The organism is Plesiomonas sp. (assembly GCF_051650925.1).
Lineage (GTDB): Bacteria > Pseudomonadota > Gammaproteobacteria > Enterobacterales > CAMTGL01 > Plesiomonas.
Window position 1 is genome coordinate 1 of record NZ_JBOFRH010000610.1, and the last position, 25,378, is coordinate 25,378.

The window sequence follows — 25,378 nt, forward strand, 5'->3', positions numbered from 1 at the left end:
TGTTCACGCAGTGCGGCCCGCGAAAGATCTTCTACCGCGCCCGGTTGCCCATAAGCACCGTTATTAAACAGGGCATACAGCGTGCCGCCAGTCAGTGCCAGTGTTTTCTCTACCGCACGGGCGATGCTTTCACTGTCGGTAAGATCAAGCTGAACTGCGGTCAGCCCCTCACGCTGTAGCCGCGCCACATCCTCTTCACTGCGACAACTGGCAATAACCTGATAACCAGCCTGTTGCAGCGCCACGGCAGTTTCGTACCCCATTCCGGAAGAGCAACCGGTAATCAGTACCGATTTTGGGATACCAGACGTTTCTCTGTGAATCCGATTCTTGTTCATCTCGATGCTATCCGTTTTATCGTGTCGGTTTATGGGTATGCTGATTATGGCGTTGGTTAATTATTGAACCGGTATATTGCATCTACTTACTACAGCTTGGGCGAACTATCCAGTATCGGCAGTAGCTGTGTGTAGAGCATTTGGGCGATAAACGGCTGAGCTGTACTGTTAGGGTGCAGCCCATCGGCCATGAGCCATTCGGGTTTGCTGATCACATTTTCCATAAAAAATGGCAGCAGTGGAACAGCAAAATGTTCGGCTAAACGGGGGTAAATTGCCGCAAATGTCTGGCTGTAACGGCTGCCATAGTTCGGTGGGATCTGTATCTGCATCAAAATAGGCGTTGCCTGCTGTGCCTGACTTCGGGTAATAATCTCAGAGAGCGCATTTTCTAAGCGATCAAGCGGTTGCCCGCGCAGGCCATCGTTTGCGCCCAGTGCAATCAATACCCAGCGTGGTTGATGTTCGGTCAGCAGATCTGGCAACTGTGCCAACCCCTGTTCACTGGTACTGCCGCTGATGCTGGCATTCACAATATGAATGGTCGAAATAGAGGCGCTGTTATGCTGTTGTAACCTGGTTTGCAGCAATGCCGGCCAGCTTTCAGCCGGTTGCATTTGGTATCCGGCGCTGAGGCTATCACCCAAAATCAGCAGTGTATTGTGGGGTTGTGTGTCTGGTTTTTGCTCGGCATATGCCATGTTGACCTGTAGCGCTGAAGCAATAAATATCAGAAAAAAACAGATTAACCGCACAACCGCACGCGATAGTTTAGGTAAAAAGAGAGTGCGTGTAGGCATAGGTAATAACCCTCGAACAAACGGCATACAAAGGAGCGGAGAATGACACCGGAATCTGTCGGGTCGGAATGGAGTAAACCGGAGTGGGTAATTGATGTTCATCATCTGACTAAACGCGTCTCCTTGGAAAAACAGCACCTGACTATCCTTAACGCTCTTTGCTTACAAGTCAAATCCGGTGAGTCATTGGCGTTAACCGGTGCCTCGGGGTCAGGTAAATCAACACTGCTTGGCATTTTGGCTGGATTAGATACTGCCACCGAAGGTGAGGTTTACTTGCTGGGCCAAGAGCTCGGTTCGCTAGATGAAGAGGGGCGCGCCGCGTTGCGCGCCCAGCATGTAGGGTTTGTTTTTCAGTCATTTATGCTGGTGCCAACCTTAACGGCACTGGAAAATGTGCAGTTACCGCTGCTGCTGCGCGGAGAAGCCTCAGCTGAAAGTGCAGCAAAGGCCAGTGCGCTGCTAACTCAACTTGGATTAGGTGCGCGATTGCAGCACTTGCCAGCACTGCTCTCGGGTGGTGAACAGCAGCGAGTGGCACTGGCGCGAGCCTTTATTGGCCAGCCGGCAATTTTATTTGCCGATGAGCCAACCGGAAATCTTGATGCACAAACCGGACGAGACATTGCCGACCTGTTATTTACCTTGAACCGTGATTTTGGCACTACGCTGGTGTTGGTGACACATGATCCGCTGTTGGCCGCGCGTTGCGATCGGAATCTGGTTTTGCGTGATGGCACACTGGAGGCGCAATGATCAGACGTTGGTTCTGGCGCGAATGGAAAACACCTTCACTGCTGTTGGTTTGGATCTCTTTGTCACTGGCGTTTGCCTGTGTGCTGGCATTATCGGGAATGGGTCAGCGCCTAACACTGGCGATGTCACAACAGGGGCGCGATTTGCTGGCAGCAGACCGCGTGATCAGCAGTAACAACGCCTTATCCCCTGAATGGTTAGCGCAGGCAGAGCAACAGGGGTTGCAACTGAGCGAACAGCTCATGTTTATGTCGATGGCATTTGCCGGCGATCAGATGCAGCTGGTGGCGGTAAAAGCGGTTGATGCGGCCTATCCGCTGTACGGCACCTTGCAGCGCCAGCCGGATGATTTACAACTGCGCAGTGGGCAGGTCATGGTAGCGCCACGGTTGCTGGCGTTGCTCGGTCTGGAAGTGGGGGCAACACTCGAGTTGGGTGACGGACAGTTCACCATCGCCGGAACGGTAGAGGCTGAACCTGACAGTGGCTTTAACCCCTTTATGGTTGCGCCCCGCGTTCTGATGCTGCATGAAGATGCCGCAAAAACCGGCGCGATACAGCCGGGCGGGCGGTTGAGTTATCGCTACTTGTTTGCCGGTTCGCCCTCTGCGTTGGATGAGTATGGCCGTTGGTTAACGCCGAAATTGCAAACCGGCCAGCGCTGGTACGGGGCAGAAGAGTCGGGAGGAACGGTTGGTAATAATTTAACGCGAGCGCGACAGTTTATTTTGCTCAGTGCTTTGTTGATGCTGTTGCTGGCTGGCGCGGCTGTTGCGGTATCGGTTTCTCACTATTGTCAGCGGCGTTTTGATCTGGTGGCGGTGCTGAAAACACTCGGTGCAACACGCGCGCAATTGCGTACCCTGATTCTCGGGCATACCGCACTGTTGCTGCTGCTTTCGGTACTGGCCGGATCGCTTGCTGGTATGTTGCTTGAACAGGCACTATTACGTGCAATACGCGGGTTATTTAGCACTCCGTTACCGGCGGTTGGCGTGATGCCGTGGGTCTGGGCATTTAGCTGTGTTTTGCTAATCACCGTGTTGGTGGGCGCACGCCCTTATTTGCAACTTTTGCAAACCCCGCCATTACGGGTACTGCGCCGCAGCCAGCTTGGTCAGACAGTGCCGTTACACTACTATTTGCCCGTTTGTGCTGCAATTATTGTCTTACTACTCATCGGGCTAGCCGGTGCCAGCCCGCTGTTGTGGGCATTGTTGGGTGGTGTGTTACTGCTGGCGTTGATACTGGGTCTGGCCGGATGGGGCAGTTTACTGCTGTTGCGCCGTGTTGCCGGCTATGAGTTTGCTGCCACATCTGGGCGTAAACTACCGGCATGGCGGTTGTCACTGCGTCTGGCGATGGCGCGTTTGTTGCGCCGCCCACAGATGACGCTGGTACAGCTATCGGCATTTTCATTCTCATTTATGTTACTGGCACTGCTGTTACTGCTGCGCGGTGATTTGCTGACCCGTTGGCAGCAGCAACTTCCGCCGGATAGCCCGAACTACTTCCTGATTAATATCGCCCCGACCGATACACTGGCAGTGACCAGTATGTTGGCGCAACATCAGGTACAACCTTCGACCCTGTATCCGGTGGTACGTGGGCGTTTAAGTGAAATTAACGGCCAGCCAGCACAGGCGCTAATCGCCAGCAATAATCAGGGCAGTGAAGCGCTGGAGCGTGAACTTAACCTGACGTGGTCGGCCTCTATCCCACCATCGGCTTCTCTTTTGCAATCATCTGCTATTTTGCAAATAGAAACGCCAGACTCAAACGGTAGTGTAATGCCTCGCGTTCCTGTGTCCGTTGAGCGCGGTATTGCCGAGCGTTTGGGGCTGCGAGTGGGAGATCAACTGGTCTTTACGGTGGCTACTCGCCGTATTCTGGCAACGGTAGGAGATGTGCGTACCGTGCAGTGGGAGAGCTTGCAACCTAACTTCTATTTTATTTTTCCTGCCGGAGTACTTGAATCTTTACCGCAAACCATGATGACCAGTTTTCGCTATCAGGAGGCTTCAGAGTCACAGCTTGCTCCTGATCAGCGTTTACTGGTGCAGTTAACCCGCCAGTTTCCGACCATTAATGTGCTGGATGTGACGGCAATCATCACACAGGTGAGCGCTATTTTGCAGCAAGTTAGCCGGTCGCTCGAGCTAATGGTGGCACTGGTGTTATTGTGCGGCGCGGTATTGCTGGTGGCGCAGGTTCAGGTGGGCATGCAACAGCGCCGGCATGAACTGGTGCTGTATCGTACGCTCGGTGCATCGGGCACGCTGATGCGACAAACATTACGGTTGGAATTTTGGTTGTTGGGGGCGGTTGCTGGGGTGGTAGCTGCCGGTGGTGCTGATGCAACACTCTGGTTATTACAGCGTTATGCGTTTGATTTTCCGGCACAATTGAATCTGTGGATTTGGGGATTATTGCCGCTGTGTTCTGCCGTGAGCATTGGTGTGCTCGGCGAACTGGCGTGTCGGCCACTGCTTCAGCACAATACCCTTGAACAGTTGCGTCGTCTAGGCAGTGATTAAACAGTGCCGCTGAGTGCCTTAACATTGTGCATTCAGCGGCCTTTTACGGGCTGGATTTAAGTGCGTTATGCCGCTATTTGTGCGGTAACAAATCGGTCAGTGCGGCCTGTAAATCGGTAAATTTAAATTCAAAACCAGCCTTTTCCAGTTTGGCTGGCACGGCTTTTTGCCCTGATAAAATCAGTACGGCCATTTCACCCATCGATAAATTCAGTGCCAGAGCCGGAATTTTCATAATATGTGGTTTGTGCAGCACATCGGCCAGTGTTTCACTAAAATCATAATTACGGGCAGGATAGGGCGCTGTCATATTAAACGGCCCTTGTAGCGTTGGGTTTGCAAGTAAAAAGCAGATTGCCGCGACCATATCGTCAATGTGGATCCACGGCATATACTGTGTACCGCTGCCCGCAGGGCCACCAGCACCAAGGCGGTAAGGTGGCAGCATTTTGGCCAGAGCGCCACCTTGCGCGTCAAGCACGATACCGGTGCGCAGCAGGCAAACCCGCGTTTTGTCACTTTGCGCCTGCAATGCTAACGCTTCCCAGCGCGCGCATAGCTGATGCGTAAACTCATCGTGCGGAAGATCGTCCTCTTCAATCGTCAGATCACCTTGTCGCCCGTAAAACCCTACCGCAGAGCCGGATAAGAACGTATGCGGCGGCGTACTGCTTTGTGTTATCAGCGCACTGAGCTTTTCGGTCAGATCCCAGCGGCTGTGGCACAACAGTGTTTTACGGGAATCACTCCAGCGTTTATCGGCTATCGGTTCGCCGGCAAGATTGATGACAGCATCAATACCATCAAGCGATTGCCGATCATCGAGCGTAGACCAAAACACCATATTGCTGCCCAATACTGAACGTGCGCTGTCAATATCACGCGTCAAAATAGTCAGCTGATGTTCACGTTTGAGCTGTTTGGTCAGCGCTCGGCCAATCAGCCCTGTAGCACCGGTGATCAGAATATTCATAGGACAATCCTCTAGCGGGCTTCCTTGCGGTAAGTCAGCATCATTGAGACTGAGTCAGCAAAGCGCAGGGCATGCAGTTTGTCGACTTCAACTTGGGCAAAACTGACCCACTCATGCTCACTGGCAATATCGAGCAGATCTTTGGTGAGGCGTTCGAGCAGTAAAAAGTTGTTGTTCTCTACATGTGCGATCATTTTTTTGGTGATGGTGCGGTAATTGAGCGCATCAGCCACATTGTCGGTCAGACTCGCCTGTTCAGCCGGATAGTGAATTTCAGCATTGATCACCACATCTTGCTTATTGTTGATCTCTTCTTGATTGAAACCAATGTAGGTACGCAGGCGCAGATTTTTAATTCGGATAATGGCGTCAGAGTAGTCAGAATGCATGTGTCTTTCCTTGTTTTAATAGCGTGTCTTAGTCAGCTGTTTTCCCAAAACGGGTGCGATGAAACATTTTATCTGCATATGATGCGTGTTAATGCATGGTTCGGCTTTTATGATGCGCCGTTACCTTGATCAGTATGGCAGAATATTGAGCATGACTGCTGTATCGAGTTTATACCATAATCTGGTGATTTTTAGCCGGATCACTCAGCATAAAACTGACTTGATGGTCTGTTTATGCGTGTACCGTACAGGGATAGATCACCACACAGTGGTTTAACCAATGGAAGAGAACCATGTCTGATATAACAAAAAAACTGACGAATAACGGCTGGGCGGTGCTGGTGGCAGCGCTGATGATCACGTTTGCTGGAATTAAAGCCGCCTCTGAAATTGTTGTGCCTTTTTTATTGGCACTGTTCATCGCCATTGTTTGTTATCCGGTTGTGGATCTTATGGTGCGACGGAAAATTCCGCGCATTATTGCCGTGTTACTGGTGTTGGCAGTCGTGGCCGTATTTTGCCTGCTGTTAGGTGGGCTATTGGCTGCATCAGTTAATGATTTTAGCCGCACAGTTCCGCAATATAAGGGTGAAATTGCCGCACGTATTCATATGTTGATGGCATTGGCTGCAAAATTTAACATTACAATTTCAGCCGATTATATTCAGCAGTTGCTTGACCCGAGTATCATCATGCAGATGATCAGCCGCATGGTATCGAGCTTTTCTGGCATCATGGCGAATGTCTTTTTACTGCTGCTGACCGTTGTGTTCATGCTGTTTGAAGCGCCGTCGGCAAAGGGGAAAATTCACCTTGCACTTGATGATCCTGAAATGCGCTTGCAGCAGGTAGACAGGGTACTCGACAGCGTAAACCGCTACCTGACGATTAAAACATGGATAAGCCTGCTGACCGGTATTCTGGCATGGGCGTTGCTGTCGGCCTTGGGCGTTCGTTATGCCATTCTCTGGGGAACGGTGGCATTTTTACTCAACTATATTCCGAATATAGGTTCAGTGATTGCCGCTATCCCGCCACTATTGCAGGCTCTGTTGCTCAATGGTGTACCGGAAGCATCCGGTGTGGCAGCGGGTTACGTGCTGATTAATTTATTGTGCGGTAACGTGCTTGAACCGCGTTATATGGGAAAAGGGCTCGGGCTCTCTACGTTGGTGGTTTTTTTATCCCTGATATTTTGGGGGTGGCTACTCGGCTCTGTGGGCATGTTGCTCAGTGTACCCCTGACTATGGCTGTTAAAATTGCGCTCGAATCAAACCCACAGTACCGCAAACTCGCGATTTTATTGGGTGATGGCCGTGAAGTGGCCGAAGAGTGTGAAAAAGGTGATTGTGGAAAGCAAGCACAGAGCGAAAAAGCAGAATCATCGGCCTCAGCCTGATTCGATTCAGTCTTACCTGCTGGTGCGATTCAGCGAGCAAAACGGTTTAATAGACTGAAAATACAGTAATAATTGCTTGTCAGCTGAGGCGGTTAACGCGAAACTGCTTCACACAGAATAAGAAGTAGAACACCTTTACCCTCTGGAACTCAGCCGCAAGGCGGGAACCTGAATAATAAGAAAATAGAAAACAGATAGGCTCGACACATAACAATAAAATTGACCGAAATAGGGCGTGTTTCCTCCTCCAAAACACAACCTAATGGCGTGAACATAATGTGCAAGATCCTAACATTACCCTACCTAGTGGCAGCCGAAAGGCTGCCATTTTTTTTATCAGAAGACTTGGTTTTATGGAAACGTGATGAGTAACACATTAAATATCAAATAATGAATAGAGAAAGAGAGCAAAGAGATAAATAGCAAAGAGAGAAATAGCGGGATAACAAAGCAGAATACGTGTAATGGTCAACGAAAACGGGCCACAAAAAAGTAGATGAACAGAAAAGCAGAGCAATGATAGAAGCAGAACCGAGTAATCAGGGCATGAAGAGAGTAGAAATAAAAACGCCCGACTAAGCATAATCGGGCGTTTTAAATGCAATGTAAAAAGACTTAAGTTTGTGTCGTGATAGGCTCTGCAGGAGTAGATCCTATCACGATGTATGTTTGCCGTATAAAACGGAAAGCGCAGCGCTGTAGTTGGTTCATGTTACATGACAGCGCCGCACATTGAACGGTAATTATGACTTAGCTTTTGCTGCTTTCTCTGCTTTAGCAGGTTTGACCGGCTCATCATTATGCTGGGCATTAAGCTCAACATATGGGCGACCATAGAAAGAGTCGAGCAGCACTTGCTTAAGCTCGCTGATCAGCGGGTAACGCGGGTTAGCACCGGTACACTGATCATCAAACGCTTCAATGGCTAGCGTGTCTACTTTCGCGAGGAAGTCAGCTTCGGTAACACCTGCATCACGGATAGAGGCTGGGATACCCAAATCAGCTTTCAGGCTGTCTAACCACACCAGCAGCTTCTCAATTTTTGCACCGGTACGGTCACTGCCGGTAGTCAGACCCAGATGGTCAGCTACTTCCGCGTAACGACGACGTGCCTGCGGACGGTCATACTGTGAGAATGCAGTCTGCTTCGTTGGGTTATCGTTCGCGTTGTAGCGGATCACGTTGCTGATCAGCAGGGCGTTAGCCAAACCGTGTGGAATATGGAATTCAGCACCCAGCTTGTGCGCCATTGAGTGACACACACCCAAGAAGGCGTTAGCAAACGCGATACCTGCGATAGTTGCCGCATTGTGCACTTTCTCACGTGCAACCGGATCTTTTGAACCCTGATGGTAGCTTGCTGGTAGGTACTCTTTGAGTAACTTCAGTGCTTGCAGTGCTTGGCCATCAGAATATTCGTTCGCCAGTACAGAAACATAAGCTTCCATTGCGTGCGTTACCGCATCAACACCACCAAATGCACACAGTGATTTAGGCATGTTCATCACCAAGTTGGCATCAACAATCGCCATGTTTGGTGTCAGCTCGTAGTCAGCTAGTGGGTATTTCACGCCAGTACGGTCATCGGTTACTACCGCAAACGGTGTGACTTCTGAACCCGTACCTGAAGTGGTTGTGATACAAACCAGCTCTGCCTTCACACCCATTTTCGGGAACTTGTAGATACGCTTACGGATATCCATAAAGCGCATGGCCAGCTCTTCGAAATGCGTGTCCGGATGCTCGTACATCACCCACATGATTTTTGCAGCATCCATTGGTGAACCGCCACCCAGCGCAATAATTACGTCTGGTTTGAACGAGTTCATCATCTCTGCACCTTTGCGTACAACAGACAGTGTTGGGTCAGCTTCTACTTCGTAGAAAACTTCCACTTCCATACGCAATTTTTTCAGCAGACGTACAACTTCATCAGCATAACCGTTATTGAACAAGAAACGGTCGGTAACGATCATTGCACGCTTTTTGCCTTCCAGATCGCCCAGTGCAATTGGCAGTGAGCCACGACGGAAGTAAATTGATTTTGGAAGTTTATGCCATAACATGTTTTCTGCCCGCTTCGCGACTGTCTTCTTATTGATCAGGTGCTTAGGACCTACGTTTTCAGAGATAGAGTTACCACCCCATGAACCGCAACCGAGAGTCAATGACGGTGCAATTGCGAAGTTGTACAGGTCACCGATACCCCCTTGAGTGGTTGGGGTATTGATCAGAATACGGGCCGTTTTCATTTTGTCGCCAAAATACTTGATACGGTCAGCATTGCGATCTTGATCAGTGTACAGACCAGAGGTGTGGCCGATACCGCCTAGATTTACCATTTTACAGGCCATCTCAACGGCTTGCTCAAAGTTCTTGGCGCGGAACATACCTAGTGTAGGGGAGAGCTTCTCGTGTGCAAACTCTTCCTCTTCGCACACTTCCAAGCCTTCACCAATCAAAATCTTAGTATCAGCTGGAACGGTAATGCCTGACATTTCAGCAATTTTAACGGCTGATTGACCCACGATATTGGCGTTCATCGCCCCGTTGATCAGAATCACCTTACGAACTTTGTCCGCTTCTTCTTTATTCAGCACATAACCATTGTGGGAAGCAAAACGTGCTTTCACTTGGTCATAAATTTCATCAACAACAATCACGGCTTGCTCAGAAGCACAGACCACGCCGTTATCGAATGTTTTAGACATCAGAACAGAAGCGACGGCACGTTTAATATCGGCAGTTTCATCAATAACAACCGGCACGTTACCAGCACCTACACCGATAGCTGGTTTACCTGAAGAGTAAGCCGCTTTTACCATGCCTGGGCCACCGGTAGCCAGAATCAGGTTGATATCATTGTGGCGCATCAGCGCGTTTGATAGCTCAACAGAAGGCTGATCAATCCAACCAATAATATCTTTTGGCGCACCCGCGGCTATTGCTGCATCAAGCACCAATTTCGCGGCAGTGTTGGTAGAATTTTTCGCACGTGGGTGCGGAGAGAAGATAATCGCGTTACGGGTTTTCAGTGAAATCAGTGACTTGAAGATAGCCGTTGAGGTTGGGTTCGTGGTTGGCACGATACCGCAAATAATACCTACAGGCTCAGCAATGGTAATAGTACCAAACTCGTCATCTTCACTCAGAATACCGCAGGTTTTTTCGTCCTTGTACTTGTTGTAGATATACTCAGAAGCAAAGTGGTTTTTGATCACTTTATCTTCAATGATACCCATACCGGACTCTTCAACCGCCATTTGCGCCAAAGGAATACGCGCATTGTTTGCTGCTAATGCCGCAGCACGGAAGATAGTGTCTACTTGTTCCTGTGAAAAATTAGCAAATTCTTGTTGCGCTTTTTTCACACGTGCGACCAGCGCATCCAGTTCAGCAAGGTTAGTAACAGCCATGTTTATCTCCTGAATAAAATGAAAACTTTTTAGTAAGCAGGCACAGGTCAAAGCATTCAGTATAAGTGCATTTTGTGACCAACTGAGCTCACGCTTAGTAAAGGGCTCTCATAAATGTGCGGTCTGTTGTGTTTTTGCGTTTTTATTTATCTCGCAATATTTACGCAATACTGACAGCCATTTCCTTTCTTATCTGCGCTAAGCATACGCATTTATTCGTATGACTTATGTGATTCAATTCACATATTTTGCTTGCTGACTCCATTCAGCTTGGCGAAATTGTGTGCATAATTGCATGTGAAACTCAGGCGAACGTAAAAATAGGTTATCAAGTAAAAGCTAAACAACAGCTAAATTGAGTTGGATAAAAACCAAACAAGACACCATAAAACAGTGAAAAGTAAGACTATTTGACTGCTTTACTGGCATAGACGTAGTGATGTAATTTTATTAGATTATAGCGGGAAGAATTTTTGCTTTTATTCTTGTATAAAAGTGTTTCGGCTAGCACCTTGTTCAAGGTATTTTTATTTACTCAACATCATTTGATTGCAGACTGGAGTTTTAAGCGTGGCCCAGCTATTTGATCTTGCAATATTCACCAAGTTTTTCATCGGGCTATTTGCGCTGGTGAATCCGGTTGGCATTTTGCCGGCCTTTATCAGTCTGACCAGCCACCAAAGTGAGCAGTTGCGTAATAAAACCAACTTAACAGCAACTTTATCGGTGGCGATTATTTTGTGGGTTGCGCTGTTTTTGGGGCAGGGGATCTTAGGGATTTTCGGTATCTCGCTTGACTCGTTCCGCATTGCCGGTGGTTTTTTGGTGATCAGCATCGCGATGTCGATGATCAGCGGTAAATTGGGCGAAGATAAGCAGAATAACCAAGAGAAATCGGAATCGGCACTGCGTGATAATGTCGGGGTTGTTCCGTTGGCACTGCCTTTAATGGCTGGCCCTGGTGCAATCAGCTCAACCATTGTATGGGGAACGCGTTATCACCAGTGGTATAACATGCTGGGGTTGTCGGTCACCATTGCGCTATTTGCTTTACTGTGCTGGGCTATTTTTCGTGCTGCACCCTATATTGTTCGTTTACTGGGGCAAACCGGTATCAACGTTATTACGCGAATCATGGGTTTGATGCTGATGGCGCTGGGTATTGAGTTTATTGTTACCGGTGTGCGTGCGCTGTTTCCTGGTTTAGGGTAAGTCTTAGGTTTTTTCGAGGCTGATAATCAAGCTTCACTGGGGTAACGCGTTTTGATGCCTTGTGCGGTGATAGCTGCCGCACGGGGTGTTATGTTTACTTAACGTGGCTTTACCGTGCCTGCTTTTTGTTGATTGTTCCCCTGCTTTTTTCTTCACTCCCACCTCACTGTTTTATCTGCGCTTATTTTTTTATTTTCTTTTTATTTCCCCAATTTCTTGCTTATCAATGCATTTTTTATGCATACCTTTCATTTTCGCATATTTCCATATGTTAATTGTTTGTGTTGGTTTTTCTTGTGGCGGTTTTATTTTGTTAATTAACCGTATTCTGTTGTATTGCTATTCGATAGCTGATATGAGTGTTAATAGATCAAATTAAAACACTGTTTATCTATTTTAAGATTAAAAATTAAGCATATAATCTGGTTTGATCAGTAATACCACATTTTGAACACCGTTTTTGACTTATGAATGTCACATTTTACATAGTCAATGTTATGCATAGTTAAATAATAGGTAACAGTGATTTTTTAATGTTGAATTCTGGTTAAGTTAATTTTTGTGGTGAATTATGCTGTTTAAGTGATAAAAGAAGTGGCGATGTAGACTCGGTTTTGATACGTTGCTGCGCATATTCCCGCAGAAAGATTTTTGGGGGGATAAATGCAAGTAAAAGAAGTGACTTTGATTGATAAATCATGAGGTTACTTAAGGTTCACCGGATAGTGAATACCTTTATACGATCTTGGAGATTAACGATGACATATAACAAGAAAAAACTGGCAGTGGCTATCAGCCTGTTGATGGGTGCAACTGTCGGATTAACCGGTTGTGATAACAAGCCTGCGGCCCCACAATCTTCTGCTGCTGAAACACCGTCAACCCCACCAACTGTGCCTGCTGATGCAAAAACCAAAAATGGTGATGTGCTGGCTGCAACACAGACACTGGTGCGCGGTAACGGTGATGAGCCTGCATCGTTAGATCCCCATAAAGTAGAAGGTGTTCCGGAAGCGAACATTATCCGTGATTTACAAGAGGGCATGATTAACCTCAACGGTAACGGTGAGGTGATCCCCGGTGTGGCTGAGAGCTGGGAGAATCAGGATTACAAACGTTGGGTTTTCCATTTGCGCAAAGATGCTAAATGGTCAAACGGCACACCGGTTACGGCAGAAGATTTTGTTTTCAGTTGGCGACGTTTGGTTGACCCAAAAACAGGATCACCTTACGCCTCATACCTTGAGTATGCACAAATTGAGAATGTCAGTGATGTGATTGCCGGTAAAGCGGCACCGGAAACGCTGGGTGTGAAGGCACTTGACCCTTATACACTGGAAGTGGTGCTGTCAAAACCTGTACCGTATTTTGTGAAGATGCTGGCGCATACCTCCACCAAGCCGGTCAATAAAGCGGCGGTAGAGCAGTTTGGTGATAAGTGGACTTCCCCTGGAAATTATGTCAGTAACGGGGCATATCAGCTGAAAGACTGGCGGGTGAATGAGCGCATTGTGCTTGAACGTAACCCAAACTACTGGGATAACGCGAATGTAACCATTGATCAGGTCACTTATCTGCCGATTGATGAAGGCACCGATGTAAACCGTTATCGCGCTGGTGAAGTGGATATGACTTACAACCAGCTGCCGATTGACGTGTTCAAAAAGCTGCAGGCTGAAATTCCGCAGGAAGTGAATATTGACCCGTATTTGTGCTCATACTATTACGGCATCAATACCACAAAAGCACCGTTTACTGATCCTCGGGTACGTAAGGCGCTCTCTTTATCGATGGATCGTGATGTGATAGCTAAACAGGTTATGGCGCAAGGCCAGATCCCGGCATACAGCTTCACACCAAGCATCACCAACGGGCTGGCGGCTAAACAGCCGGAGTGGGCATCATGGACACAAGAGCAGCGTAATGCTGAAGCGGCTAAATTACTGGCTGAAGCTGGTTTTGGTAAAGATCATCCGCTGAAATTTACCCTGTTGTACAACACTTCTGATAACCACAAGAAAGTGGCTGTCGCTATCTCTTCGATGTGGAAGAAAAATTTAGGTGTTGATGTGGCGCTGGAAAACCAAGAGTGGAAAACCTTCTTGGATAACCGCCGTCTCGGTAACTATGACGTGACCCGTGCCGGATGGTGTGCTGATTACAATGACCCGACAGCCTTCTTGAATATTTTGCTGTCAAAAAGCAGCAACAATGACATGAAGTATAAGAGTGCTGCGTTTGATGAAACCATGGTGAAAGCCTTGGCTGCGGCCAACGATACTGATCGCGCGAACTTGTATCAGCAAGCTGAGAATATCGTTGAAACAGATACCCCGCTGATGCCGATTTACCACTACGTAAGCACCCGTTTGGTGAAGCCGTATGTGGGCGGTTATAGCGGTAATAACCCGCAAGATGAGATCTATTCGAAGGATCTTTACATCAAGCAACACTGATACCAATTGCGTGCTGACGGCTTTTTGCAACGGGCTGTTAGCTACGCCAACAAAGGTGCACCACCAGTGTGATCCTCTGTCAACCAAGGCTTACCAAACGGTAAGCCTTGGATAACTATAAGCTGAACATGCCGTTACAGCGATAAACAGGGTTTACATCGTCGCATGACAGGGAGTATGTAGTGATGTTGAAGTTTATTTTTCGCCGCATATTAGAAGCGATTCCCACGCTGCTGATATTGATTACCGTCTCTTTCTTTATGATGCGTTTAGCACCGGGTAGCCCGTTTACCGGTGAACGTAGCCTGCCACCTGAAGTTTTGGCCAATATTGAAGCCAAATATCACCTTGATGAACCCCTGTATAGCCAATATTTCCGCTATTTAGGGCAGTTAGCGCAGGGCGATTTTGGCCCATCGTTTAAGTATAAAGATTTCTCAGTGAATGACTTGGTTTCACAAGCATTTCCGGTATCAATTGAAATTGGTTTTTATGCGTTTGTGCTGGCGCTGATTCTGGGGGTTACGGCTGGTGTTATCGCCGCGCTACGGCAAAACAGCATGATTGACTACGGCGTGATGGCATTTGCCATGACCGGTGTGGTGATCCCCAGTTTTGTGATTGCGCCATTATTAGTACTGATTTTTTCGTTGGGGCTAAAACTGCTCCCTGCGGGAGGCTGGAATGATGGCAGTGCCGTCAACATGGTGTTGCCCGTTGCTGCGCTGGCCATTGCCTATACCGCCAGTATTGCTCGGATCACCCGAGGTTCAATGATTGAGGTTTTGCACTCTAACTTTATTCGTACTGCCCGTGCCAAAGGGTTACCGATGCGGCATATCGTGCTGCGCCATGCCCTTAAACCTGCCATGTTGCCGGTAATTTCTTACCTCGGCCCTGCATTTGTCGGCATTATCACCGGTTCTATCGTGATAGAGACTATTTTCGGGCTACCGGGGATCGGGCAACTGTTTGTTAACGGTGCACTAAACCGTGATTATTCGATGGTACTGAGCCTGACGATTATTGTCGGTACGCTGACCATTCTCTTTAACGCGATAGTCGACATTCTATACGCGTTTATTGACCCGAAAATCCGCTATTAACAGGAGTATTTTATGATGATGACTAAAAATAACTCCGCCGCGGTTGAGCAGTTTGCCACCCAGTTGGATATTGAAGGGCGCAGCTTGTGGCAAGATGCGTTCCGCCGTTTTAAAAGTAACCGTGCTGCCATGGTTAGCCTGTGTATTTTGGCACTGGTGAGTTTGTATGTATTGGTTGCACCCTCTTTATCACCGTTCGAATTTGATGCCACCGATTGGACAGCGATGAGTGCAATGCCTGCGTTTGAAGGGCAGCACTATTTTGGCACTGACTCGCTCGGGCGCGATCTGTTTGTGCGCACGGCAGTGGGCGGGCGTATTTCACTGATGGTCGGGCTGGCCGGTGCGCTGGTGGCCGTGCTGTTTGGTACGCTTTATGGTGCAACATCGGGTTATCTTGGCGGTCGGGTTGATTCGCTGATGATGCGTGTATTGGAAATCCTTAACGCATTTCCATTTATGTTCTTTGTGATCCTGCTAGTGACACTGTTCGGGCGCAATATTTTCCTGATTTTTGTCGCTATCGGCATGGTGTCATGGCTGGATGTAGCGCGTATTGTGCGTGGGCAGACATTAAGCCTAAAGCGTAAAGAGTTTATCGAAGCGGCACTGGTCTGCGGCGTATCCTCTAAAAATATTGTTTTACGGCATATTGTGCCAAACGTATTGGGTGTAGTGGTTATTTACGCTTCTCTGCTTGTTCCTGGCATGATTTTGTTTGAATCCTTTTTAAGCTTTTTGGGATTAGGCGTACAAGAGCCGATGACCAGTTGGGGTGCGCTGCTGCAAGATGGTGCTATTTCGATGGAAGTGGCGGTATGGCAGTTATTGATCCCCGCAACGTTTTTGATTATCACGCTGTTCTGTTTCAACTTTATTGGCGATGGCCTGCGTGATGCCCTCGACCCGAAAGATCGTTAAGCAAGGAGCGCAGCATGACATTGTTAGCAGTAAAAGATCTGCGAGTGACCTTTGCAACGCAAGACGGTGCAGTCACCGCCGTGAACGATCTGAATTTTTCACTCAGCGCCGGAGAGACGCTGGGGATTGTCGGCGAGTCTGGTTCGGGAAAATCGCAAACCGCCTTTGCGCTGATGGGATTATTGGCCAGTAATGGGACAATTGGCGGCTCGGCGCTGTTTGATGGCAAAGAGATTTTAAATCTGCCGCAAGCGCAGCTCAATAAAATCAGAGCCGAAAAAATCGCGATGATCTTTCAAGATCCGATGACCTCACTAAACCCCTATATGCGGGTCGGTGATCAGCTGATGGAAGTACTGATGCTGCATAAAGGTACGAGCAAAGCCGAGGCGTTTGATCAATCGGTCAAAATGCTTGATGCCGTAAAAATGCCGGAAGCACGCAAGCGGATGCGGATGTACCCGCATGAGTTTTCCGGCGGCATGCGCCAGCGGGTGATGATCGCCATGGCGTTAATGTGCCGCCCGAAATTGCTGATTGCCGATGAGCCAACCACTGCGCTGGATGTCACCGTACAAGCGCAGATTATGGATCTCTTAAACGAGCTTAAACGTGAGCTGAATACCGCAATTATTATGATCACCCATGATCTGGGTGTCGTGGCGGGGATCTGTGACAAGGTGCTGGTGATGTATGCTGGCCGCACCATGGAATATGGTCAGGCGCGTGATATTTTTTACCGCCCGAGCCACCCATATTCAACCGGTTTGCTCAATGCCGTGCCACGGCTAGACAGCAAAGGCAGTGAGCTGGCGACTATTCCGGGAAACCCGCCAAACTTGCTGCGTCTACCACAGGGCTGCCCGTTTCAGGAGCGCTGCTTGAATGTTAGCTCAGTATGCCGTCAGAGTGCACCGGCATTAATACCGTTTGGTGAGGGCAGGGTCAGAGCCTGCCATTGGAACTGGGAGGGTGTAAAATGAGTCAGTCAGTAGAGGTTGTTGCAGCACACTCTTTTGTACCAAGCCATCAGCAAAACAGTGCCAGTATTCATGATACAGCCACAGCGAAAAAGGTCTTGCTTGAAGTGACTGATCTAAAAGTGCACTTTGAGATTAAAGATGATAATGCATGGTTTTGGGAACCGGCACAAAAACTCAAAGCCGTAGACGGTGTGACCTTACGGTTATATGAAGGGGAAACTCTCGGTGTGGTGGGGGAGTCTGGCTGCGGAAAATCGACGTTTGCACGGGCGATTATCGGGCTGGTGAAAGCTACCGAAGGGCATGTGGTTTGGCTGGGCGAAGATCTGACGCGTTTGACTGAAAAACAAATGCGCAATAAACGCAAAGAGATCCAGATGATTTTCCAAGATCCACTGGCCTCGCTCAACCCGCGCATGACCATCGGCGATATTATCGCCGAGCCATTGCAGACGTTTTATCCTGAACTGTCAAAACAGGCGGTTAGCGATAAAGTGAAAGCCGTGATGATGAAAGTAGGGCTGCTGCCAAACTTAATCAACCGTTACCCGCACGAGTTTTCCGGCGGTCAGTGTCAGCGTATTGGTATTGCCCGCGCGCTGATCCTTGAGCCAAAGCTGATTATTTGTGATGAACCGGTTTCGGCGTTGGATGTCTCTATTCAGGCGCAAGTGGTGAACCTGCTCAAATCATTACAGCGTGAGATGGGGTTATCGCTGATTTTTATCGCACATGATTTGTCGGTAGTGAAACATATCTCTGATCGGGTTTTGGTGATGTATCTGGGGAATCCGGTAGAGCTGGGCACGTATGATGAGGTCTACCACAACCCGTTGCACCCGTATACCAAAGCGCTAATGTCGGCGGTGCCGATCCCCGATCCTGACAAAGAGCGGAATAAGCAGATTCAGTTGCTCGAGGGCGATTTACCCTCGCCAATTAATCCGCCATCGGGTTGCGTTTTTCGTACCCGCTGTCCGGTTGCAGGGCCAGAGTGCGCACTGACCAAACCATTGCTCGAAGGCAGCTTCCGTCATGCCGTATCTTGTTTGCGGGCTGATCCGTTGTAATTTGTTTATTTTTCAAATACCTGAATAGATATATGGACACAAAAAAGCCGATCTTAACTAAGATCGGCTTTTTTTGGGGGATACCACAGATTGAGCGGATCACTCACTTGGCAGATAAGGTTGCGCTGTTTGAGCCTGTGGCAGCCGAGCATCAATGGCATTTTGCACACTATAAAAGACATTCTCTTCGGGAAGGATCTCAAGTAGCCCAGTATTCCACAGTGCCTGACGAGCACGCACCGCTTCTAAGCGTGCAATGCAGACGCAAATTTGCCGTTGATGCAAACTGATAATCAGCGCTTTGAGCTTATCAGCGGCTGTCATATCGATATCTAAAATTCCACTACATTCGATGACCAGCAAGCGTATCGCTGGTTTTTGCTGTATTTGTTGCAGCAGTTGTCGGGTGAAATACTCTGCGTTAGTGAAATTTAGCGGCGCGGCAAAGTGGTATACCAACACCTCAGGCAGTGTTTCCATTGGCTGTTTGGCATCAGAATGCCACCAGATAGTGGTATTTTTTATCCGCATAAATTCGGCATTGTTCGGGCGAGCGGTGACAAACACACCGTGCAGCAATGAGAGCACAACCCCCAGCATGACACCCACTTCAATGCGTAGCAGTAAAATCATGCACAGTGTTGCTATGCACAGATAGAACTCTTCACGACTTTCGCGGTAAATCCGTTTTATCTCACTGATTTTAAGGATACTTAGCCCAACATACATCAATACCCCTGCGAGTGCGGCATGTGGGATCAAACTCAATATTGACTGAGCATATACCACTATCAGCGTCAAAATGCCTGCGGCAATCAGTGCTGATAACTGGCTTTGCCCGCCGGAATTTTGCGTGACGACTGAGCGGGCAGGGCTGGCATTGGTGGGAAATGTTCCCGCCATTCCTGAAAAAATACAGCCCAAACCAATACCTGCAAAATCTTTACTGACCGGTGCACCGCTGTCTTTTGTGGTACGCGATACTGCCGCCGTTTGCATGATACAAACCATGGCAACCAGTAGTGCTAACGGAAACAGGCTGAAAATGTCATGCCATGGGTAGCGCCAAAAGGCAAAGTCAGGTTTCTGGCCACTGACGTGGGTTAGCATTGTCAGCCCGTACTGGGATAAAGAGGAAAAATGGTGTGTTAAAGGTAATAGCACATTGATGGCCACAACAATACTCAGCCCAATCAACGCAGCCGGCAGACGAGGCCAGCGTTGGCCAGAGAATGTTGTCAGCGCAAAAATGCCCAGCCCGATCACAGTTGAAAGCAGATTTAACTGGGGAAGTTGTAAAATGATACTCCACAGTTGTGACAGAAGATGCCCGCTGGCAACCTGAATTTGAAAAATCTGTGGTAATTGCCCAATCAGAATATGGCACGATATTCCGGCTAAAAAACCAATGGTGACAGGAAACGAGAGTAAATCTGCAAGCCAGCCGAGCCGGAATAGGTAAGTGGCCAGTAAAATGACACCCACCAGTATTGAGAGTAGTCCGGCTAGATGTGCGTACTGGGTTGAACCCGCCACCGCCATCAGTGATAACCCAGAGGCAAAAATCGGGGCAATAGTAGAATCAGCGCCCCCAGACAGATAACGGTTGCCGCCCAAAATAGCAAAGCCAATCGCTGCGGCAATAAACGCATAAATGCCGGTAATCGGCGGCATGCCAGCTAAATGCGCGGTGGCCATCTGTGCAGGCAGGGCGATAGCAGCAACCGAGATCCCCGCAATCAGATCACCACTTAGCCCACGCCAAGAGGCCTGACGAAATGCATAGAAAAAGAGCCGGGGGGAAGAGGCAGACTCAGGTGACGAGTCGTGTTGTGCAGGCATAACGCCGGTTACTCCTTGATGATGATTAGGTTAACGGCTATCAGCGTAATCGGAAACCGCAATAAAATCATAATACAAATAAGCGGCATAATAGAAACAAACGGGGTATGCGGAAAGCCACCCCGTTCTTGCCGCTATTGATAGCTCTTTTTACGCAATAAATACGGTCATTGTTAATCAACAAGGTAATAGTTAATGGTGCGGTTCAAAAAGCACACTATCACCAGGGATAAACAACTGGTTGTAAATGCGCTGGGCAAATCCGTCAGTCATACCTGAAATATAGTCAGTAATTACGCGCAAACCAGAGTGCCCTTCGGCGCGTGATTGTTGCCAATGCTGGCGAGTATTGTTGGGCAGTAGACGCTCGGGGTCGGCACTGAGGGCATCAAACAGTGTCATGATCAGTTGTTGGCCACGGTATTCGAGCATTTGTACTTCAGTGCGACGAACGACAAATTCGTTCACAAACCGCACTAGCACGGCAATCACTTTTTGTAGTGACTCTGGCAGGGTAGCATTCCATGCCAGTAACGGCTCAGTAAATTGCGCGTCATATTGCAAACTAATGCCGGTGATGAGTGCGTTGACCATCGCACCAATCGCATCTTTACGCAGATGGTGCTGAGTTGAGAATAATTTATCAGTCAGGCCGCTAATATTTTGGCTAAACCAGGGGTCATTAATCGGGCGCAGAGCCTGCTCTACCCACTGCCAGTGTTCACGAGTCACCATACCCATCACAATGGCATCTTCCAGATCATGAATGCCATAGGCAATATCGTCAGCCAGTTCCATAATTGAGCAATCGAGCGATTTATAGCGAGTTTTCAGCTGTTGTGTTGGTACTGTGCGTTCGGCCCGCATTGTGTTAATCAGTGTGCGATCAGTCGGTGTCAGCGGGTCTAATACCCACTCAAACAGTGCCCTGTCTTTATCGTAAATTCCCTTAGCCGGTTTCCACTGATTGGCCTGTAAATGGCGAAAATGAGCAACGGCTGGAGGACGTTCTGTGGCTTGCGTTTCGCTGAGTAATGCGGGGTATTTGAGCAGCCCGAGCAGTGTCCGGCGGGCTAAATTCATACCATATTGCTCAGTGTAAGGCTCAAGTTGTGTCACGATACGAAAAGTTTGTGCATTTCCTTCAAACCCGCCGTGATCTCGCATCATATAGTTTAGGGCCACTTCTCCGCCGTGTCCGAAGGGAGGATGACCAATATCGTGCGCCAAACAGAGTGACTCCATCAGGCTATCAGAAGGTAGCACTGTTTTTTGTTCGGGATATTTGCGTTTGAGCTGCGCAACAATACCGGTGCCAATTTGTGCCACTTCTAACGAATGGGTCAGGCGGGTACGGTAAAAATCATTCATGCCCGCCCCCAGCACCTGTGTTTTGGCCTGTAAACGGCGAAACGCAGCAGAGTGTAGAATACGTGCCCGATCGCGCTGAAATGCTGACCGATAATCATCGCGCCGGATTTTATGCTCCTCGCCATAGCGGGCTTGCCAAAGCGCAATCTGCTCTTGTGTTGTCACGCGGATAATCCTTCATCAAAGTCAGTCGTCGGTCTGGATACAGTACCAGAAAGTAAGTTTACCAGAATGCGTTAGCCCGTTAGTGGCAATCTGCTTATAATACGCGTATTAACCCGAGCTATTTTTAGAGAATAAACATGCGCCTTGACAAATTTCTTACCGAACAAACCGACATGACACGCTCGATTGCAGGGCGCGAAATCCGCCGAGGGGAAGTCACTGTAAACGGTGAAGTTGTCAAAAACAGCGCACTTAAGTTACAGCCTGATGACAAAGTAGAATATAACGGACATTCTCTCGAGCAACAGACAGGCCCACGCTATTTTATGCTGCATAAGCCACAAGGTTATGTCTGCTCAACCGATGATCCTGATCACCCAACTGTCCTGTTTTTGCTTGAAGAGCCAGCCAGCCATAAATTGCATCCAGCCGGACGTTTAGACATTGATACCACAGGGTTGGTTCTGCTGACCGATGATGGCCAGTGGTCGCACAGAATTACCTCTCCGCGCCACCATTGTGAGAAAACCTATCTGGTTACGTTGGCCGATCCAGTGGATGCCAGCGCTATTGCATTGTTTGCCGAAGGCGTACAACTGCGCAGTGAGCCTGATTTAACGCGTCCTGCGGTGCTTGAACTGTTGGGGTCGCATCAGGCACGCCTGACTATCACGGAAGGGAAATACCATCAGGTCAAACGTATGTTCGCTGCCATTGGCAATAAAGTGACGGCCTTGCACCGTGAGTGTGTCGGCGGTATTGCACTGGACAGCAATCTGGCCGAAGGCGAATACCGCCGACTTACAGATGATGAAGTACAGCGCATTGTTTCGCAATAACCGATCAGGAACCCGATAATAGTGACTACACAAAGCCATACCCATCAGCGGCAACCCCTGCTGATTTTTATCCTCGGCATGCTGGCGATGTTAACGCCGCTGGCAATCGATATGTATCTGCCCAGCTTGCCAACTATCGCCTCACAACTGAATGCAACTGCAGGCTCGGTACAGCTGACGCTAACGGCATATACGCTGGGGTTTGCTGTTGGTCAGCTGTTTCACGGCCCAGCGGCCGACAGTTTTGGCCGTAAACCGATTATTATTATCGGCACTCTGCTGTTTGCGCTGGCTTCGCTGGCCTGCACCCAACTGAGCAATATTGACGGTTTTATTGCCGCACGTTTGATTCAGGGCTTTGCGGGAGCTGCTTCTGGCGTAGTGATCAATGCATTGTTGCGCGATCTGTTCCACAAAGATGACTTTTCGCGCATGATGTCAATGGTTGTGCTGATTATGACCGTTGCGCCGCTCATTGCCCCGTTGCTGGGGGGCTATCTGCTGGTGTGGTTTGATTGGCATGCTATTTTCTGGGTACTGACTATTGCGGCAGTGATCTGCTCGCTGATGGTGGCCTGCTTTATCCCTGAAACACTTGCACCTGAAAAACGTCAGCCATTTAATGTCCGCAGTACACTGGGGAATTTTTCCGTACTGCTGCGTCAGCGGCAAGTGCTCGGTTATATGCTCAGCGGTGCATTCTCATTTGCCGGTATGTTCACTTTCCTAACGGCCGGTTCATTTGTGTATATCGATCTCAACGGGGTTGATCCACAGCATTTTGGTTACTATTTTGGGCTAAACATTCTCTGTTTAATCATCATTACCAGCCTTAATGGGCGCTTTGTGAAACGCAAAGGCTCTAATTTTATGATGAAAACCGGCTTGTGGATCCAATTTAGTATGGGGGTCTGGCTGGTGCTCGGAGGGCTATTGGGGCTCGGTTTTTGGGCATTGGTCAGCGGTGTTGCTCTGTTTGTTGGTGCAATATCCATTGTTGGCTCAAATGCGATGGCGGCGATTTTGGAAGAGTTTCCGCATATTGCCGGAACAGCCTCTTCAATGGCCGGTACATTGCGCTTTGGTACCGGCGCTGTAGTCGGATCGCTGGTGGCATTTATGCCGTCAGGCACTATTTGGCCGATGGTTGGCACGATGGCCGCTTGTGCAGTGATCTCTATCGGCTGCTATTACGGCATGGCCGTTCGCGGTGCTGCACCGGAAAAAGTGCCATCATCCCAAGTATAATTTGTGCTGTGCTCTTTTTTGCCTGATAGGTATTGGATTAGGCGATATAAAACAGCAAAAATTGAAGAACAGAGGCGGCGATCTCATTTGAGGTCGCCGTTTTTTTGTTTGACGGCTTACGTGCTTACTGGTGTGTGCTGACGATCGTTTATTGCATGATCGTTTATTGAGCGATAGCTTATTGCACTAATGCATTGTCATATCATTTGCTCATAACCAAACACGATAATCTTCACCAAATATTGCTGAATAAAACAGCACTTTGTAACCTCCCCAGTTTTTGAACGTAAATTTGCCATCAGTGTCACGGATAAGCGGATAACACTTTTTTACTGCTCCTTTACACTAGACGTTGTCTTTTAGATGTCTTACCGGAAACGTGGTTTTTACGCTCTTTTTCCTGTTTACCGGTTTTGTATTTGGAGTGGTTATGTCACAGGCTCGGCAGTCAAATATACATATCGCAACCACAAATATGGCGTTTTTCCGCCAGTTGTTAACCGTTGCCTTACCGGTAGCCCTGCAAGTGGTGCTGTTCTCGTCACGCAGCTTGGTGGATATTGTCATGCTGGGGCAACTGGGGGAAGCCGATGTTGCCGCGATCGGTGTTGCTGGCCGTGCCATTTTTGTGACTACACTGCTGGTGATCGGTGTTTGCACCGGTGGCAGTATGCTGCTGTCCCAATATTGGGGAGCCGGTGATAACGGTGGAATGAAACGCACTGTCGCGCTAACCATGCTCATTACCGGCGTTGTCGGTTTATTGGGTGCGGGTGTATTTTTGTTTTTACCCGAGCATGTTATGGGGCTGGCTTCAAACTCTCCAGAAGTGATTGCCCTTGGCGCTTCGTTTATGGAGATCACTGCCGGAAACATGCTGCTTACCGCTGTCGGCGCGAGTTTTGCTGCGGGCTTACGCTCTATGCATCAGGCTACGACGAGCACCCTGTTTAGTGCTTTTGGTATCAGCCTGAATGTATTGTTTAACTACATACTTATTTTTGGGAAGTGGGGCTTTCCGGCACTTGGCATTGTCGGGGCAGCATGGGGCACACTGTTGAGTGCGCTGATTGAAGTTGTTGCACTGACCGCGTGGTTGTACTGGCGTAAACACTTACTGGCCTTTAGCCGCCAAGATTTTATCGAAAGCCTCAATCGCCTTGAAGTTGTACGTTTATTAAAACTGGCTATTCCCCTTATTGGTAATATGGTGGTGTGGTCAGGCGGTGTGTTTATGTACAACGCTATTTTTGGCCATATCAGCACACAAGCACTGGCTGCCCTGACAGTAATGGCACCGCTAGAGTCATTATGTCTGGCGTGGCTAAATGGTATTGCTACAGGGGCTGCGGTTGTGATTGGTAATCAGCTTGGTGCAAGCCGCTTTGAGCTGGCCTATCGTCAGGCATGGCTTGCCAATGCTTTTTGTATGGCCAGTGCCGTGATAGTGGCTATTGTTATGTTGTTGGTAAAAGTACCAGTATTGGGTTTATTCAGTGGATTGAAAGGGCCGACACTTGATCTGGCTTCAAGCTTTTATGTGATGCTCTCTGTCG

At 48.6% G+C, this 25,378-nt stretch carries 20 protein-coding genes; 13 read left to right on the forward strand and 7 right to left on the reverse strand.

What is annotated here, in order from left to right; all coding sequences use genetic code 11:
• Together ACRC27_RS14660 and ACRC27_RS14665 are read right to left on the reverse strand one after the other, a co-directional pair.
• The coding region (locus ACRC27_RS14660) for an SDR family NAD(P)-dependent oxidoreductase (protein WP_438640214.1) at positions 1-338 on the reverse strand (338 nt) is incomplete at its 3' end.
• An 89-nt stretch (positions 339-427) separates the two neighbouring features.
• Positions 428-1,039 (reverse strand): GDSL-type esterase/lipase family protein, encoded by a 612-nt coding sequence (locus ACRC27_RS14665; RefSeq protein ID WP_438621951.1) that lies wholly within the window; start codon positions 1,037-1,039, stop codon positions 428-430.
• Between the two features lie 141 nt (positions 1,040-1,180).
• Between ACRC27_RS14665 and ybbA the strand changes: the two genes are divergently transcribed.
• Positions 1,181-1,894, forward strand: a complete 714-nt coding sequence (ybbA, locus tag ACRC27_RS14670) for a putative ABC transporter ATP-binding protein YbbA (protein ID WP_438621899.1) — start codon at positions 1,181-1,183, stop codon at positions 1,892-1,894.
• Positions 1,891-4,431: a putative ABC transporter permease subunit YbbP gene (gene ybbP, locus ACRC27_RS14675; protein ID WP_438640215.1), complete on the forward strand. Its 2,541-nt coding sequence runs from the start codon at positions 1,891-1,893 to the stop codon at positions 4,429-4,431. The genes ybbA and ybbP overlap by 4 nt, the downstream gene beginning before the upstream one ends.
• A gap of 73 nt (positions 4,432-4,504) precedes the next feature.
• Here ybbP and ACRC27_RS14680 read toward each other — a convergent pair whose 3' ends face one another.
• Both ACRC27_RS14680 and folX read right to left on the reverse strand, forming a co-directional pair.
• Positions 4,505-5,404, reverse strand: a complete 900-nt coding sequence (locus ACRC27_RS14680; RefSeq protein WP_438621897.1) for a TIGR01777 family oxidoreductase — start codon at positions 5,402-5,404, stop codon at positions 4,505-4,507.
• 11 nt (positions 5,405-5,415) lie between these two features.
• Complete coding sequence (gene folX, locus ACRC27_RS14685; RefSeq protein WP_438621896.1) at positions 5,416-5,793, reverse strand: dihydroneopterin triphosphate 2'-epimerase; 378 nt, start codon at positions 5,791-5,793, stop codon at positions 5,416-5,418.
• Between the two features lie 109 nt (positions 5,794-5,902).
• On the opposite strand from folX, the gene ACRC27_RS14690 reads away from it, so the two are divergent.
• Both ACRC27_RS14690 and ACRC27_RS14695 read left to right on the forward strand, forming a co-directional pair.
• Complete coding sequence (locus ACRC27_RS14690) at positions 5,903-6,070, forward strand: hypothetical protein (RefSeq protein ID WP_438621895.1); 168 nt, start codon at positions 5,903-5,905, stop codon at positions 6,068-6,070.
• A gap of 16 nt (positions 6,071-6,086) precedes the next feature.
• The gene (locus ACRC27_RS14695) at positions 6,087-7,193 is read left to right on the forward strand and encodes an AI-2E family transporter (RefSeq protein WP_438640216.1); all 1,107 of its coding nucleotides are present in this window, start codon (positions 6,087-6,089) and stop codon (positions 7,191-7,193) included.
• Between the two features lie 743 nt (positions 7,194-7,936).
• Here ACRC27_RS14695 and adhE read toward each other — a convergent pair.
• On the reverse strand, positions 7,937-10,609 hold the full coding sequence (gene adhE / locus ACRC27_RS14700) for a bifunctional acetaldehyde-CoA/alcohol dehydrogenase (RefSeq protein ID WP_438621893.1): 2,673 nt from the start codon (positions 10,607-10,609) through the stop codon (positions 7,937-7,939).
• 570 nt (positions 10,610-11,179) lie between these two features.
• Between adhE and ACRC27_RS14705 the strand changes: the two genes are divergently transcribed.
• From ACRC27_RS14705 to oppF, 6 genes are all read left to right on the forward strand, one after another.
• The gene (locus ACRC27_RS14705) at positions 11,180-11,821 is read left to right on the forward strand and encodes a YchE family NAAT transporter (RefSeq protein ID WP_438621892.1); all 642 of its coding nucleotides are present in this window, start codon (positions 11,180-11,182) and stop codon (positions 11,819-11,821) included.
• Between the two features lie 758 nt (positions 11,822-12,579).
• Positions 12,580-14,277: an ABC transporter substrate-binding protein gene (locus ACRC27_RS14710; protein ID WP_438630693.1), complete on the forward strand. Its 1,698-nt coding sequence runs from the start codon at positions 12,580-12,582 to the stop codon at positions 14,275-14,277.
• Between the two features lie 185 nt (positions 14,278-14,462).
• A complete protein-coding gene (gene oppB / locus ACRC27_RS14715) occupies positions 14,463-15,383 on the forward strand; it encodes an oligopeptide ABC transporter permease OppB (RefSeq protein WP_438630691.1) in 921 nt (306 codons plus the stop codon).
• 15 nt (positions 15,384-15,398) lie between these two features.
• Entirely contained in the window at positions 15,399-16,304 is a 906-nt protein-coding gene (oppC, locus tag ACRC27_RS14720; protein WP_438621950.1) for an oligopeptide ABC transporter permease OppC, read from the forward strand.
• A 14-nt stretch (positions 16,305-16,318) separates the two neighbouring features.
• On the forward strand, positions 16,319-17,287 hold the full coding sequence (locus tag ACRC27_RS14725) for an ABC transporter ATP-binding protein (RefSeq protein WP_438621889.1): 969 nt from the start codon (positions 16,319-16,321) through the stop codon (positions 17,285-17,287).
• The gene (gene oppF, locus ACRC27_RS14730; protein ID WP_438621888.1) at positions 17,284-18,357 is read left to right on the forward strand and encodes a murein tripeptide/oligopeptide ABC transporter ATP binding protein OppF; all 1,074 of its coding nucleotides are present in this window, start codon (positions 17,284-17,286) and stop codon (positions 18,355-18,357) included. Before ACRC27_RS14725 ends, oppF begins: the two co-directional genes overlap by 4 nt.
• Positions 18,358-18,456: 99 nt before the next feature.
• Here oppF and ACRC27_RS14735 read toward each other — a convergent pair whose 3' ends face one another.
• Entirely contained in the window at positions 18,457-20,199 is a 1,743-nt protein-coding gene (locus tag ACRC27_RS14735) for a SulP family inorganic anion transporter (RefSeq protein ID WP_438640217.1), read from the reverse strand.
• A 192-nt stretch (positions 20,200-20,391) separates the two neighbouring features.
• A complete protein-coding gene (locus ACRC27_RS14740; RefSeq protein WP_438630687.1) occupies positions 20,392-21,735 on the reverse strand; it encodes an anti-phage deoxyguanosine triphosphatase in 1,344 nt (447 codons plus the stop codon).
• Between the two features lie 137 nt (positions 21,736-21,872).
• Here ACRC27_RS14740 and rsuA point away from each other — a divergent pair, with 137 nt between their 5' ends.
• The 3 genes from rsuA to ACRC27_RS14755 all read left to right on the forward strand — a co-directional run.
• The gene (gene rsuA, locus ACRC27_RS14745; protein ID WP_438621885.1) at positions 21,873-22,574 is read left to right on the forward strand and encodes a 16S rRNA pseudouridine(516) synthase RsuA; all 702 of its coding nucleotides are present in this window, start codon (positions 21,873-21,875) and stop codon (positions 22,572-22,574) included.
• Positions 22,575-22,595: 21 nt separating this feature from the next.
• A complete protein-coding gene (locus ACRC27_RS14750) occupies positions 22,596-23,822 on the forward strand; it encodes a Bcr/CflA family multidrug efflux MFS transporter (protein ID WP_438630685.1) in 1,227 nt (408 codons plus the stop codon).
• Positions 23,823-24,252: 430 nt separating this feature from the next.
• The coding region (locus ACRC27_RS14755) for an MATE family efflux transporter (RefSeq protein ID WP_438640218.1) at positions 24,253-25,378 on the forward strand (1,126 nt) is incomplete at its 3' end.

Excerpts from the sequence above, each read along its gene's own strand:
- ACRC27_RS14665 (WP_438621951.1), bottom strand. The coding sequence starts at position 1,039 with ATGGCATATGCCGAGCAAAAACCAGACACACAACCCCACAATACACTG.
- ybbA (WP_438621899.1), top strand. The coding sequence starts at position 1,181 with ATGACACCGGAATCTGTCGGGTCGGAATGGAGTAAACCGGAGTGGGTA.
- ybbP (WP_438640215.1), top strand. The coding sequence starts at position 1,891 with ATGATCAGACGTTGGTTCTGGCGCGAATGGAAAACACCTTCACTGCTG.
- ACRC27_RS14680 (WP_438621897.1), bottom strand. The coding sequence starts at position 5,404 with ATGAATATTCTGATCACCGGTGCTACAGGGCTGATTGGCCGAGCGCTG.
- folX (WP_438621896.1), bottom strand. The coding sequence starts at position 5,793 with ATGCATTCTGACTACTCTGACGCCATTATCCGAATTAAAAATCTGCGC.
- ACRC27_RS14690 (WP_438621895.1), top strand. The coding sequence starts at position 5,903 with ATGATGCGCCGTTACCTTGATCAGTATGGCAGAATATTGAGCATGACT.
- ACRC27_RS14695 (WP_438640216.1), top strand. The coding sequence starts at position 6,087 with ATGTCTGATATAACAAAAAAACTGACGAATAACGGCTGGGCGGTGCTG.
- adhE (WP_438621893.1), bottom strand. The coding sequence starts at position 10,609 with ATGGCTGTTACTAACCTTGCTGAACTGGATGCGCTGGTCGCACGTGTG.
- ACRC27_RS14710 (WP_438630693.1), top strand. The coding sequence starts at position 12,580 with ATGACATATAACAAGAAAAAACTGGCAGTGGCTATCAGCCTGTTGATG.
- oppB (WP_438630691.1), top strand. The coding sequence starts at position 14,463 with ATGTTGAAGTTTATTTTTCGCCGCATATTAGAAGCGATTCCCACGCTG.
- oppC (WP_438621950.1), top strand. The coding sequence starts at position 15,399 with ATGATGACTAAAAATAACTCCGCCGCGGTTGAGCAGTTTGCCACCCAG.
- ACRC27_RS14725 (WP_438621889.1), top strand. The coding sequence starts at position 16,319 with ATGACATTGTTAGCAGTAAAAGATCTGCGAGTGACCTTTGCAACGCAA.
- oppF (WP_438621888.1), top strand. The coding sequence starts at position 17,284 with ATGAGTCAGTCAGTAGAGGTTGTTGCAGCACACTCTTTTGTACCAAGC.
- ACRC27_RS14735 (WP_438640217.1), bottom strand. The coding sequence starts at position 20,199 with ATGCCTGCACAACACGACTCGTCACCTGAGTCTGCCTCTTCCCCCCGG.
- rsuA (WP_438621885.1), top strand. The coding sequence starts at position 21,873 with ATGCGCCTTGACAAATTTCTTACCGAACAAACCGACATGACACGCTCG.